Source organism: Sulfitobacter sp. S223, from assembly GCF_025143825.1.
In the GTDB taxonomy this organism is placed as follows: domain Bacteria; phylum Pseudomonadota; class Alphaproteobacteria; order Rhodobacterales; family Rhodobacteraceae; genus Sulfitobacter.
This window is the reverse complement of sequence record NZ_CP083560.1, coordinates 3,152,192-3,165,281: the sequence shown is the minus strand read 5'-3', so window position 1 is coordinate 3,165,281 and position 13,090 is coordinate 3,152,192. Positions and strand designations below refer to the sequence as shown.

Annotated in this window: 12 protein-coding genes; 4 read left to right on the top strand and 8 right to left on the bottom strand. The window is 57.1% G+C overall.

Annotated elements, in window-relative coordinates; genetic code table 11:
* The first annotated feature begins 43 nt into the window (after positions 1-43).
* The 4 genes from ggt (at position 44) to K3757_RS15130 (ending at position 6,380) form a co-directional block, all read left to right on the top strand.
* Entirely contained in the window at positions 44-1,822 is a 1,779-nt protein-coding gene (ggt, locus tag K3757_RS15145) for a gamma-glutamyltransferase (RefSeq protein ID WP_259996719.1), read from the top strand.
* 3 nt (positions 1,823-1,825) lie between these two features.
* The gene (locus K3757_RS15140) at positions 1,826-3,226 is read left to right on the top strand and encodes an FAD-binding oxidoreductase (RefSeq protein WP_259996718.1); all 1,401 of its coding nucleotides are present in this window, start codon (positions 1,826-1,828) and stop codon (positions 3,224-3,226) included.
* Positions 3,227-3,430: 204 nt separating this feature from the next.
* The gene (locus K3757_RS15135) at positions 3,431-5,923 is read left to right on the top strand and encodes an FAD-dependent oxidoreductase (protein ID WP_259996717.1); all 2,493 of its coding nucleotides are present in this window, start codon (positions 3,431-3,433) and stop codon (positions 5,921-5,923) included.
* Positions 5,886-6,380: a hypothetical protein gene (locus K3757_RS15130; RefSeq protein ID WP_259996715.1), complete on the top strand. Its 495-nt coding sequence runs from the start codon at positions 5,886-5,888 to the stop codon at positions 6,378-6,380. The genes K3757_RS15135 and K3757_RS15130 overlap by 38 nt, the downstream gene beginning before the upstream one ends.
* Before the next feature lie 3 nt (positions 6,381-6,383).
* Here K3757_RS15130 and K3757_RS15125 read toward each other — a convergent pair whose 3' ends face one another.
* From K3757_RS15125 to K3757_RS15090, 8 genes are all read right to left on the bottom strand, one after another.
* Positions 6,384-7,166, bottom strand: a complete 783-nt coding sequence (locus K3757_RS15125) for a glycoside hydrolase family 25 protein (protein ID WP_259996714.1) — start codon at positions 7,164-7,166, stop codon at positions 6,384-6,386.
* Positions 7,163-7,810 (bottom strand): class I SAM-dependent methyltransferase, encoded by a 648-nt coding sequence (locus K3757_RS15120; RefSeq protein ID WP_259996713.1) that lies wholly within the window; start codon positions 7,808-7,810, stop codon positions 7,163-7,165. The genes K3757_RS15125 and K3757_RS15120 overlap by 4 nt, the downstream gene beginning before the upstream one ends.
* Positions 7,807-8,880, bottom strand: a complete 1,074-nt coding sequence (locus tag K3757_RS15115; protein WP_259996712.1) for an FAD-binding oxidoreductase — start codon at positions 8,878-8,880, stop codon at positions 7,807-7,809. The genes K3757_RS15120 and K3757_RS15115 overlap by 4 nt, the downstream gene beginning before the upstream one ends.
* Positions 8,877-9,812: an aldo/keto reductase gene (locus tag K3757_RS15110; protein WP_259996711.1), complete on the bottom strand. Its 936-nt coding sequence runs from the start codon at positions 9,810-9,812 to the stop codon at positions 8,877-8,879. The genes K3757_RS15115 and K3757_RS15110 overlap by 4 nt, the downstream gene beginning before the upstream one ends.
* Before the next feature lie 47 nt (positions 9,813-9,859).
* Positions 9,860-10,468 (bottom strand): glutathione S-transferase family protein, encoded by a 609-nt coding sequence (locus K3757_RS15105; protein ID WP_259996709.1) that lies wholly within the window; start codon positions 10,466-10,468, stop codon positions 9,860-9,862.
* A 69-nt stretch (positions 10,469-10,537) separates the two neighbouring features.
* A complete protein-coding gene (locus tag K3757_RS15100; protein WP_259996708.1) occupies positions 10,538-11,581 on the bottom strand; it encodes a succinylglutamate desuccinylase/aspartoacylase family protein in 1,044 nt (347 codons plus the stop codon).
* Complete coding sequence (gene rimK, locus K3757_RS15095; protein WP_259996707.1) at positions 11,578-12,483, bottom strand: 30S ribosomal protein S6--L-glutamate ligase; 906 nt, start codon at positions 12,481-12,483, stop codon at positions 11,578-11,580. Before rimK ends, K3757_RS15100 begins: the two co-directional genes overlap by 4 nt.
* Positions 12,480-12,959 (bottom strand): RimK/LysX family protein, encoded by a 480-nt coding sequence (locus K3757_RS15090; protein WP_259996706.1) that lies wholly within the window; start codon positions 12,957-12,959, stop codon positions 12,480-12,482. The genes rimK and K3757_RS15090 overlap by 4 nt, the downstream gene beginning before the upstream one ends.
* Between the last annotated feature and the right edge of the window lie 131 nt (positions 12,960-13,090).

The following is a 13,090-nucleotide window of genomic DNA, read 5'->3' as shown; positions in this document are numbered from 1 at the left end:
CGGACCAGCGCGTTGGGAAATGAAGACCGAACAGGAGCAGGCGATGCGTAATATTCTAACAGCGTTATGTGTTGTGATGGCCGGTACTGCTTTTGCGCAGCAAGCGGCAGATGCCATCGCACCCGAAGCGGCAGGCACGGGCGATTTTCAAAGCTTGTCTGCCGATGTGACGGCCGCACTCAAGGCCAAAGCGGCAGGCAAGTCTGTTCAGGCGGACAACTGGATGGTCGTGGCGGCCAATCCCCATGCGGTCAAGGCGGGTGCAGATGTGCTGGCGGCAGGCGGAACCGCGGCGGATGCGCTGGTTGCGGTGCAAACAATGCTAGGGCTGGTAGAGCCGCAAAGTTCCGGTTTGGGCGGCGGTGCATTTTTGGTGTGGTACGATGCCGCGAGCGGTGCACTGACCACCTTTGATGGTCGGGAAACCGCGCCTTTGGCTGCAACGCCGCGCTTGTTTCAGGATGCCAATGGCGAACCGCTAAAGTTCTTTGACGCGGTTGTCGGAGGGCGATCTGTCGGGGTGCCGGGTACCCCGGCGCTGTTGGCCGAGGTACATGCGCGATATGGCAATCAGGACTGGGCGCAATTGCTGGCCCCCGCGATGAAGCTGGCGGAAGACGGGTTCCCGGTTAGCCCCCGTTTGGCACAATTGGTCGCAGATGATGCCGAACGCTTGGCAAGCTCGAAGATTACAGCCGCCTATTTCATGCCGGGTGGTTTTCCGGTGGCGGCAGGGCAGACTTTGGTTAATCTCCCCTACGCGCTGACGTTGAAAAAGCTAAGCGCGGAAGGGGCAGGTGCCTTTTATGCTGGTGACTTGGCCAAAACGATTGTGGCGACCGTGCAAGGGGCCGAGGCCAATCCCGGTGTCTTGTCCGAGGTTGATCTGGCAATTTTCCGTGTGAAAGAGCGCCCGGCTGTTTGTGCAAGCTTCCGCGCCCATGACGTGTGTGGCATGGGCCCGCCATCTTCTGGTGCCATAGCTTTAGGGCAAATGTTGGGTATGCTGGACGGCTACGACCTGAGTGCGGGACCAGAAGATGTGAACGTGCGGCGCCTGATCGGGGATGCCTCGCGGCTCGCGTTTGCCGATCGGGGACGCTATGTGGCAGATAGCGACTTTGTGCCTGTGCCGGTGGCGGGAATGTTGGATTCTGACTATCTGGCGGATCGCGCAAAGCTGTTGGCGGGCGACGATGCGCTGCCCGAAGTTACCCCGGGTGTACCCGAATTTGACCATGCGCTGAATTGGGCGGACGACGAAGCAATCGAGCTGCCCTCCACATCCCACATCTCTATTGTTGATGCGGCGGGGAATGTTGCTTCAATGACGACCACAATTGAAAACGGTTTTGGTAGCCGTCTGATGGTGGGAGGCTTCCTGCTCAACAATGAACTGACCGATTTTTCCTTTCGGAGTCAAAAGGATGGTGTGCCGATTGCGAACCGTGTCGAGCCGGGAAAGCGGCCGCGTTCTTCGATGTCGCCGACGATTGTGATGAAAGACGGTGCACCTGTGTACGTCGCCGGTTCGCCCGGGGGCAGCAGGATCATCGGGTATACTGCTCAGGCAATCATTGCGATGATTGACTGGGGCATGGAACCGCAGACCGCCGCTGCCTTGCCTCATGCGGTTAACCGTTTCGGGACATACGATCTTGAGGCGGGAACACGTGTCGAGGGGCTGGCGGACGCGTTGGGGGCCATCGGGTATGAAACGAATGCACGCGCGCTGACATCCGGCCTTCACCTGATTGCGATTGATGATAGGTTGCGCGGAGGCGCGGATCCGCGCCGCGAAGGCATCGCATTGGGAGAATAGGTGATGGTTAATGCAGTAGCGCTTGCGCGGAACGAAGATGGTATCAGCGCAGCTTTGGGCATTCTCAAACAGCAGTTCGGTGAGCAATTTCAGACCGGTGCGTCAATTCGCGAACAGCACGCCCATACAACCACTTGGATTGTGAACCAGCCCCCTGATGGCGTTGTTTTTGCGCGTTCAACGCAGGAAGTCGTCGATGCAGTAAAAATTTGCGCCGCACATAAGGTTCCGATCATTCCCTTTGGCACGGGAACGTCCCTTGAAGGACATGTGAATGCGCCGGCAGGCGGGATCAGCATCGATGTGAGCCAGATGGACAAGGTGCTTGAGGTAAATGCCGGTGATCTGGATTGTCGCGTACAGCCCGGTGTGACACGTATGGCGCTCAATACCCATCTGCGTGATCAGGGTCTGTTTTTTCCGATCGATCCAGGGGCCGACGCGAGCATCGGCGGCATGGCGGCAACCCGCGCCTCTGGCACCAACGCGGTGCGCTATGGCACAATGAAGGACAACGTGCTGAGCCTTGAAGTTGTGATGCCAAACGGCGAAGTGATCCGTACAGCTAGCCGCGCGCGCAAATCTTCAGCGGGCTATGATTTGACCCGGCTTATGGTCGGCTCTGAAGGGACGCTGGGAATTATCACCGAAGTAACCCTGCGCTTGCAGGGCATCCCAGAAGCTATGTCAGCCGCAAGCTGTTCGTTTCCCAGTGTCGAGGCTGCTTGCGAAACTGTTATGGCGGTCATCCAGTATGGGCTACCGGTTGCGCGGATCGAGCTGCTGGATGCCTTGGTGGTCAAGGCGGTGAATAGCTATTCGAAGCTGACTTTGCCGGAGACACCTTTGCTCTTGCTCGAGTTTCATGGCTCCGATGCGGGTGTGGCAGAGCAAGCGGAAACCTTTGGCGCATTGGCCGAAGATTTTGGCGGAACGGGATATGCGGCGACAAGCACAGCCGAAGAACGCAACCAGCTTTGGCAAGCGCGCCATGATGCCTATTGGGCGATGCTTGCGCTGCGTCCGGGGTGCAAAGCGGTGGCAACGGATGTCTGCGTGCCAATATCAAAGCTTGCCGAAGCTGTAGTTGCCGCCAATGAAAAGGCTCAAGAGATCGGCCTGATAGCCCCAATCGTGGGTCACGCCGGCGATGGTAACTTTCACGCCTCGGTCCTGATTGATATGGACGATTCTGACGAGGTGGCCAAAGCGCAAGTATTCGTTAGCTGGCTCGCTGACCTTGCCATACAGCTGGGGGGGACCTGTACCGGCGAGCATGGGATCGGACAAGGCAAGCGGCCATACCTGATCAAAGAGTTGGGCGGTGCGGTAGATGTCATGGTGGCAATCAAGCAGGCGCTTGATCCGGACGGGATCATGAACCCCGGCAAGATTTTATCTTAAGCGAATGGGTGCAGTGTTGTTTGGGGTTCTGCCCCGCCTGCGCCTATGGCGCAGTCTCCCCGGGATATTTGAGGCCAAAAGAAATGGGCGGTTGGCGCCAAATGCTATGAGGTCGGTTTTCTGCCATGTCCGGTCGCGGTTTGGCGTCGGAAATAGCGTTTGCACGATAAAACGAAGCGAAATCGGGCCAGAGGGAATCGTGTCATGAAAACGCAAGTCAAAGCATTGGTGGTAGGCGGCGGTGCCGTAGGGACGTCAATTGCCTATCATCTGGCGCGGGCCGGTTGGGATGACGTGATGCTGTTGGAGCGCGACGAGCTTACTTCCGGCTCTACGTGGCACGCGGCAGGGTTGTTGCCCTACTTTAACATGTCTTTTGCCACGACCCATATCCACGACTACTCCATCAAGTTTTATAAGACTTTGGAGGAAGAGACCGGTCTAAACGCTGGCTTCGCAGTCGTTGGAAATTTGCGCATGGCGCAGACGCAGGAGCGTATGGACGAATACATGCTCTATGCGTCTACGGCGGAAACATGCGGTGTGCCCTACCAATGGTTGACGCCTGACGAGATCAAGGCGAAGTGGCCTTTGATCCGGACCGAGGACCTGAAAGGTGCACTTTACCATAACACAGACGGCTACATTAACCCTGCTGATGTGACGATGGCGATGGCTAAGGGCGCGCGTCAGCGCGGGGTCGTGATTGAACGTAAGTGGCAGGCCGATGCTTTTCATTGGAACGGTGAAGCTTGGGAAGTAACCGTAACCAAGATGGTCGAGAAAGGTGGCAACCTTGTCCCATCTGACGAACAGGTTATCATAACGGCAGAGCATGTAGTCACCGCAAGCGGCAACCACGCGCAGCGCACAGCCAAGATGCTGGGAATCAAAATGCCTGCGATACCTGTCGAGCACCAGTTCATTGTCATGGATCAGGATCCTGAATTGGTGAAGTTCCGGGCGGAAGGCAACGCGGAGCATCCTGTCATCCGCGATGCTGATGCACAGTCCTATGTGCGCGAAGAACGTGGTGGCTGGATCTTGGGCGTATACGAGAAACACGCGCCTGCGCGGTTCGAGTATGGTGTACCTGACAGCTTCCGTGCCGATCTGTTCCAGCTCGATCTGGACCGGATCGAAGATCAATATGCTGCTATGTTGCACCGGATGCCATCGGCTGAGGATTCGGGGCTTAAAGACGATTTCAACGGCCCTATCTGCTATACGCCAGACGGCAACCCGCTGGTTGGACCTGCGCCCGGATTGCGCAATATGTGGCTGGCTGAAGGTTTCTCCTTCGGTATCACAGCGGCAGGGGGGACAGGCTATTATCTGGCTCAGCTCATGGTCAAAGGCGAGGCCGAGATCGACATGGCGAGCCTTGATCCCAAGCGCTATGGGGACTGGATGACCACCGAATTTGCAGCCCGTAAGAATGAAGAAGCTTATGAGCATGTCTATATCCTTCACCACCCAGATGAAGAACGCCCCGCGTGCCGTCCGCTGCGGACTTCTCCGGCTTATGATCGTCAGGCTGCGCGTGGGGCCCAATTCGGCTGGGTAAATGGCTGGGAACGGCCCAATTACTTTGCTCCTGAAGACTTCAATGACCATGACAGCCGCAGTTTCCGGCGCGGTGGCTGGTGGCAGTACGCGGTCGACGAAGCAAAGGCCGTGCGCGAATCCGTGGGCCTGATTGATGCGACTGCATTTACAAAACATTTGGTCAAAGGGCCGGGCGCCACGGCATTCCTTGACTGGTTTACATGTAACAAGCTGCCCAGCGTTGGTCGCATCAACTTGACCTATGCACTGACCGGCGCAGGTACCACACGTACTGAATATACCATCGTTCGGCTGGCACAGGATGAATACTATCTTGTAAGCGCAGGTGCGTGGACAGCCTATGACAGCGACTATTTGCGTAAAGCCATTGAGGATAAAGCGCCTGAATTCGGCTATATTGAATGCCACGATGTGACCACTCAGTGGGGCGTATTCGCCATCGCGGGCCCCAAATCCCGCGATGTACTGAACGAGGTCATCAAGGACGCTGATCCCGCGACTGCGCTTAGCAACAAGCGCTTTCCGTGGCTGACCATGCGCAACATCGAGCTGGGCATGGTGCCCGTGCGTGCGATCCGCGTTGCCTATACGGGTGAGCTGGGTTGGGAACTGCATCACCCGATCGAAATGCAGAACCATCTGTTCGATCTGTTGGATAAAGCAGGCGAAAAGCATGGCATGAAGCTGGTCGGTGCGCGTGCGCAAAACTGGCTGCGTCAGGAGAAGTCATATCGCGCCTTCGGGAACGAACTTGGCCGCGATGCGACGCCGCTGGAAGCAGACCTGCCGCGCTTTGTCGATATGAACAAGGACTTCCACGGTAAGCAGGCGATGGCGGATCACGGCATCAATGCGAAATGTGTCACCTTGCTGATTGACGGGCCAGATGACGCTGATCCTTGGGGTCGCGAAGTGCTGTATCATGGTGATACCCGTGTAGGACGTCTGACATCGGGCGGATATTCGGTCGCTTTTGGCAAATCCATAGGCATGGGCTACGTGAAGCCCGATACTGCTGTGGTTGGTACCAAGCTGAAGGTCAAGATGTTCGACCAACTCTGGGATGCCGAGATTGTCGAGGACAGCCCGTATGATCCAAAGAACACCACGATCCGCGTGGACGGCTAAACACTACTTCACCACCGCGTTGATTTTGGTCGCGGTGGTGTTTGCGCTGGGCGTGGCATTGTCGCCGCCACGTGTTCCCACGGTAATGGTCATAGGTGATAGGGCAGAAGAGGTCCGCGCGGCTTTAGGTATTCAACAAAGCGACGCGGCCACAGTGACGTTCGTCTTGCTGGAGCGTTGGGAAAGCCTTCGCCATCTACCAGACATAGCAGAGCTTTGCTGGGACGCCTGCCATACCAAAGCGGCACCTCAAATCGCGCTGACGCACATGCGCTTCGGTGCCACGCGCAAGGTCGTTGTCTTTTACTTGCCCGCCTTTGAGGAAAACCTCGACTGTCTGGTGGACCGTGCGCGGCATGAACTCGACGCTCTGCGCGCTCAGATGCCTGAATGCAATATCAATGCTTCACGCCTGCCGGTCTGGATTCTGCCGGCAGGCCTTGGCCGGATATCATGAACCTTATTTCACTGCGCGCGACCCAAGCCATGCAGTCCATTCTTGGGGGCTGCCGGAAAAAGCATTCAGGTCTACTTCGCCCTGAATCCCGCCGATCAAGCCTGTTGCAGAGTATTGCCAGAAGCGCCAGCTTTGGCCGGGGAAAGTTTCACGCGGAGCTTTGGCCGTGGTGCGTAGCCAGTATTCGTAGCCTTTGAAGCCCTTAAGGTTGTTCTCTTCGTAGAACCGCGGGGTTGTGTAAATGATCGGGCGCACGCCGTAGTATGCTTCGACGATCTTTAGCCAGCGTTTCATTTCGTCTTGTACCACCCGCGCATCAGGGCGCCGGTGTGCACAGGTCGGCGAGAATGGATTCCATTCCATATCAAGGACGGGGGGCAACATCCCTTTTGAGCGCGGAACATTGCGGATGAACCAACGTGCCTGCACCTCTGGTGTCGTGCAGAAATAATAGAAGTGATAGGCACCGCGCGCGACGCCTGCCTGACCCGCGCCACGCCAGTGGGATTTGAACATCGGATCCAGAAGATCCCCGCCTTCTGTCGCCTTGAGGAAAGCAAAGCTGACGCCATTCCGCCGTGCAGTGCCCCAATCTATCTGCGTCTGAAAGCGCGCTGCATCAATACCTTGCACGCGGTAGCGTGCCGGATGCTGTCCTTTGAAATCCACCGGATCCGCATCACGAAAGTTGAGGGCAACGGGCGCACCTATCGGGATAGGTTTGTCGGAGCTGCACGCTGCAAGAAGGGCGAGGCCCAGAATGGCAAATCCGGTGCGTAAATTCATAGCGGCTCCCGTTGAGCGATAAGGCTGAGGTTGTTGGCTGGCATGTTGTGCACCATGCTAAGGGCAAGACCGCTTTCTGTCAGCATATCCTTGACCCAAACGTCGTCTTTGTATCCGATTTCCGGGTTGGCTGCCTGAAGATCAAAGTGGAATTTTGCATCACCTTCCGACGTCAACACGCCGCTGCGCATGAAGGGTCCGTAGACAACGACCGTTCCAGCCGGGGCCAGCGCACGTGCTGCCTGAGACAGTACCGTCTGCGCGGCGCTTTGTGGGATAAGGTGCAAGAGGTTTCCTAAATAGATCAGATCAAAGGGATCTTCTGCGTCTGCCCACCCTGTTTGTGTTGCGTCCAGAAGGCGGGCAGGCTGCACATTGGCCAAACCGGCGGTGTAGGCATCAATGCTTTTCAAACGGTCATGCGCGATGTCGCTGGGGTGCCACTCTAGGTCGGGCAGGGCAGTTGCCAATGCCAGCACATGCTGACCGGTTCCAGATGCGATTTCCAACGCGCGCCCCTGCACGGGCGCGATTTGCTGCACCATTGCGACAATGTCAGATGTGTTTCGCTGGGCCGAGGGATTGCACAGCTTGCCGTCTTCCAACCGTGTGGCAACGCTGGCATTAGGCGGAAGGCGGGTCATGCGCGCAATCTGTCCGGACGCAATGCCGCCACAGAGACCGCGTCGATTTCAGGTTCCCGCCCATGAACCAGATCCGCCAATAACGCAGAGGCAGCGGGTGAGGTTTGGAACCCGTATCCGCCCTGACCAGCGCACCAGACAAATTCAGGTACATGCGGATCACGACCAAGCACAAGCGTGCGGTCAGGAGCAAAGCTGCGCAAACCCGCCCATGTGGCCAGCGGCCTTGTCACTGGTTCGGTTACCATCTGTTGGTAACGGTCCAGACCTTCAGCCAGTGTCATATCGTCGGCGTAGGCATCATGCGGATGCGTTGCGACTTCCTCAGCGGGGGAGACAAGCAGGGCACCGGCATCCGGCTTTGCATACCAGCTTTCATTCGGACCGAAGAACATCGGCCATTTGGTGGTGTCGTGCCCGCCGGGGGCGGCCAGACGCGCCATTGATCGGCGGTGTGGTACAATGCCCAAGGGGGTCACACCGGCGATGCCCGCGATCAGATCAGCCCAGGCACCTGCCGCATTGACTAGCGTGCCAGCGGTGTAGCTATCGCCTGCGATCACCTCCCAGCCCGACGCATCCTGCCTGATGCCAGTGACGATGGCATCTGTGATTATCTGACCGCCGTTGGCGCGCAGAACGCGGATGAAGTCCTGCATCAAGCGGTCTGTGTCGATATCGAAGGCTTCGGCATGGTAGCCCGCAAATGCCACTTTTGATTTATCCAGCACGGGCACAAAATCGACGGCTTCGTCAGGACTAATCTGGTCGACGCCCATATGAACCAGATCGGCCTTGAAGGCGTCCTCTTGTTGATCATCGGCGATAATCAGAAGGCCCCTCTGGGACAAATATCCGCCATCCTGAAAATGAGCCATACCAGCATGATTGAGCGCCTGAACCGATGGTGCACCGTAGTTTTCCTCAATCAGCGCGGCCGAGCGGCCAGAGGCATGATAGCCGGTCACGCTCTCCATCTCTAGAACCGTTACCTGTGCATCTGCCGAAAGACGGGCCGCTGCAGACAATCCGGCAATGCCGCCGCCGATGATGATGATATCGCTGTTCATGCTTCTTCTGCCCTGTCTGTTGCTGGCGGCGGTGCTGGGATCAATGCGGTCATTTCTGCGTAGAGGTCGGGTGACATGGCATAGTCCATTGCGGCCAACGATGGCGCAAGCTGTTCATCCGAGCGGGCCGAGATGATCGGTGTCGGCGCTGTTGGATGGGCTGCGGCCCATGCCACTGCAAGGGTCGCGGGATGCACCCCCTCACGCGCAGCGATCTGGCTAAGAGCCTCGGCGGCAATGTGCATATAGTCAAATCGGTAGCGCGCCGCATAGCGGTCATCTTCGGACAGCCGGCCTGTTCCGCCGCCCGCGTATTTCCCGGTCAGTAGTCCACCGCCCAAAGGAGAATACGGCGCACAGAGCATCCCGAAGTCCTGCGCCATGGGGAGGATTTCGACCTCTGCCTGTCGTTTGACAACGTTGTACATGGGCTGGATCAAAGTAATGGTCAGATCGAATTTAGCTGCAATTCCGGCGGCTTTGGCGGCCTGCCATGCAGCAAAATTCGAGATGCCGATATGACGAATAATACCGCCTGCTTTTAGCTGCGCAAAGGTTTCAAAGCTAAGGTGCATGTCCGTGTCAGGATCAAAGCGGTGCAGATAAAGCACGTCGAGCACATCAAGATCCATTCGCTTTCGCGACGTCTCGGCAGAGGTGCGGATATTCTCGGGGGTCGCGCCGCCCGTATAGGCCGCTTTGGTCGCTATGATCAGCCGCTCTCGGTGAGGTTTGATCATCTCTCCCAAGAAGGTTTCTGATGCGCCATCGGTATAGACATGCGCCGTGTCGAAATGGGTGATGCCCGCATCAAGAGAGGCGTCAAACATCGCTTGGGACGCCGCGCGATCAGCGCGACCGCCAAATTGCATTGTGCCAAAGGCAAGGCGGCTAGCCGGGGTGCCATCAAGGCTGGTAAGGGAGTGTGTCATTCCCTTTTGGTGCCACCCTAGCGGAGCCTTGGCAATGGCGCAGGCTGCTAGACGCCGCCTTTTTCTACTGCCCGCTGATAGGCAGGGCGTGCTTCAAGAGCATCCACAAACGCAGCCAGCTTCGGATAGGCGTCCCGCCGTTCAAGCCGCATCGCGATTTGCGCGGGAAAGCTAAGCATGATGTCCGCAGCAGAAAGGTCATCAAGCACAAAATGACCCGACGGGCGCAGCATCTTCTCCATATAGGCAAAGTGGTTGTCCAGCTCGGATTGGATGCGCGGATGCAGGGGCGCTCCGGCCTCTCCCAGACGACCTACGTACAGATTGAGCAGGATCGGCGTCATGGCTGAGCCTTCGGCGAAATGCATCAGTTCCAGATGCCGCAGGTAAGCTTGGGTGCCCACCTCTGGGATCATCTGTGGTGCGAATTTTGCGCAAAGCAGTTCGGTGATGGCAGCACTTTCACAAACTGTTTCGCCGTCCATCTCGATCACGGGCGATTTTCCCAACGGGTGCACCTTGAGCAAAGCGTCGGGGGCAAGGTTGGTCTTGCTGTCGCGTTCATGCAGGACAAAATCATAAGGCGCGCCGATTTCCTCCAATAGCCACAGAATTCGGAGCGAGCGGGACCTGTTGAGGTGATGCAATGTAATCATCGTTAAAGCTTAGGCGGTTTGTGTTGAGCTGCAAAGCATCCACTGACAGCGTGACGCAACGGGAGAGTGCTAGATGATTTCATCCTCATCGAACAAAGGCGCTTCTTCTAGCTGGCTGGCCAGCTCGTCCACTGCGGCTTCAGCCATATCGCCGGATTTGACATCGGCAATGTGGAACAAGGCATCGCCTTCATGCACGATGGGCACCACCGCGCGGCCAACAATGATACCACTGTAACGGGATTTGATCTCGATCTCGTCCTCACCAAAAGGATCAGAGATTGCAGCAACGACATCTCCTTCGGTCACGACATCGCCTTCGGCTTTGAACATCCGCAGCAGCCCGCCTGCAGAGGCACGCAGCCAGTGGCTGTCTGCACACAAAAGCGGGGCGGCTTTGGGCTTGGCGATGCCTGCCTTGGGCAACTGCCCGATGTCTTTGAGCACGCGCAAGATTCCGGCAACACCTGCGCGCACGGACATCTCGTCAAATCGCATGCCTTCGCCAGCTTCGTACAAAAGCACGTCGACGCCGATTTTCTTTGCCTCTTGCCGCAGGCTGCCATCACGTAGGGCGCTTGTCAGAATGACAGGGGCGCCGAACGCTTTCGCCAGCCGCATTGTGTTGCGGTTGTTGGCCGATACACGGATTTGTGGCAGGTTGATCCGGTTGATCGCAGCAGAGTGCAGATCAATACCCAATGAACAACGCGCGACAATCTCATTGAGAAAGATATGCGCCAAGCGCGATCCGAGTGATCCGTTCGGAGACCCCGGAAAGCATCGGTTAAGATCGCGGCGATCCGGCAGATAGCGCGAATGGTTAAGAAACCCGAAGGTATTCACAATCGGCACGACAATCAGCGTCCCACGCAAGGACTTCAGGTTTTTGGAGCGCAGCAACCGGCGCACGATCTCTACGCCGATTACCTCATCGCCGTGAATGCCGGCGCTGACGAAAGTCGTCGGTCCGTCGGAGCGGCCATGCACGATATGAGCCGATAACGTGACAGGCGTATGATCCGACAGGGTGCTGACAGGGATTTCTATCGTCTTGCGCGTGCCTGCTTTGACAAACTGTCCTGCAATCTCGAAATCAGGACGCCGCTTCATCCTTTGCCTTTTGTCTTTGTGGCGTTCGGCTTTGCATTCTTCTCGATGTATTTGATGATCATGCCTGCAATATCCAGATCGGTTGCCTTTTCTACTCCCTCAAGACCGGGAGAGGAGTTTACTTCCATGACCACGGGGCCGTGGTTTGATCGCAGCATGTCCACGCCGCAGACATTCAGGCCCATCGACTTGGCTGAACGCACAGCGGTTGAGCGTTCCTCGGGAGAGAGCTTAATCACTTCGGCAGAGCCGCCGCGGTGTAGGTTGGAGCGGAAATCATCTTTGGCACCGGTACGCTTCATCGCGGCGACGACCTTGCCACCAACAACGATGGCGCGAATGTCGGTGCCGCCTGCTTCTTTTATGAATTCTTGCAGCAGGATGTTCACGCCGGCGCCGCGAAACGCCTCGACCACGGAAACCGCAGAGCGCTTTGTATCCGCCAGAACAACGCCGATACCCTGCGTGCCTTCCAGAAGCTTGATGACCACAGGCGCGCCACCAGCAAGTTCAAGCACTTCGTCGGTCTGCTTGGGATCGTGTGCAAAGGTTGTGACGGGTAGGCCGATCCCGTCCCGCGCCAAAAGCTGCATCGAGCGCAGCTTGTCTCGCGAACGGCCAATGCCGACGCTTTCATTCAGCGGATAGACGCCCTGCATCTCGAACTGCCGCAGCACGGCGAGGCCGTAAAATGTAACCGAGGCCCCGATCCGTGGGATGATCGCATCATAGCCTTCCAGCTTTTCACCGTTGTAATAAACTTCTGGTCGGCGAGAGGCGATGTTCATGTAGCACCGTAGCGTGTTGATAATATCAAACTGGTGACCACGGGCTTCGGCAGCTTCCTTCAGACGCTTGTGCGAATAGAGGTTCGGATTACGGGCGAGCATAGCAATTTTCATCGGTCGGATCCTTCAAATACGGGTTTGTCGCTCACCAGGTATGATTTGCCCGGATGCACAAGGATGTTGCGGTTGCGTAATGCGCGGCGCCCTAGAATTAGGGGAAAGCGCATGTTGCCGCGATCTGTCAGGGAAATGTCGATCTTCCAACGCCGTCCGGCCAATACCATAGGCGTCCTGATAACGATACGTGTCTCTGGCGTGCCGCTGGTATTGGTTATGGCGCGTTTGGTGTGGACGGGGAATTCACAGGTCTGCCCTGTGGCACCTGTCGGGGACGGAGCCGTGAAGCGCACCCATTTCTCTCCGTCTTTTTGAAACGTCTCGATGTTTTCGGCATGGAGCGCGGTCGTCTTGGCGCCGGTATCTACTTTGACCGCAAAGTCGTGCAGGCCCATTTCTGGCAGGCTGATGCACTCGTGCCAGCCAACCACAAGAAAGGATTGCAATAATTCGGTCGTGTTTGTCTTGGTCATCGAGATATCCATGAGAAAGCGGGAGCGCGTGCGCCGTCCTGATCCCGCGCGATGTAGCAGTGGTACGCGAGTCCCGAAAGGGTAACAATGAGAATGAAGCGTTAGCCCGTGGGTGACACGGCGAAAGCCGG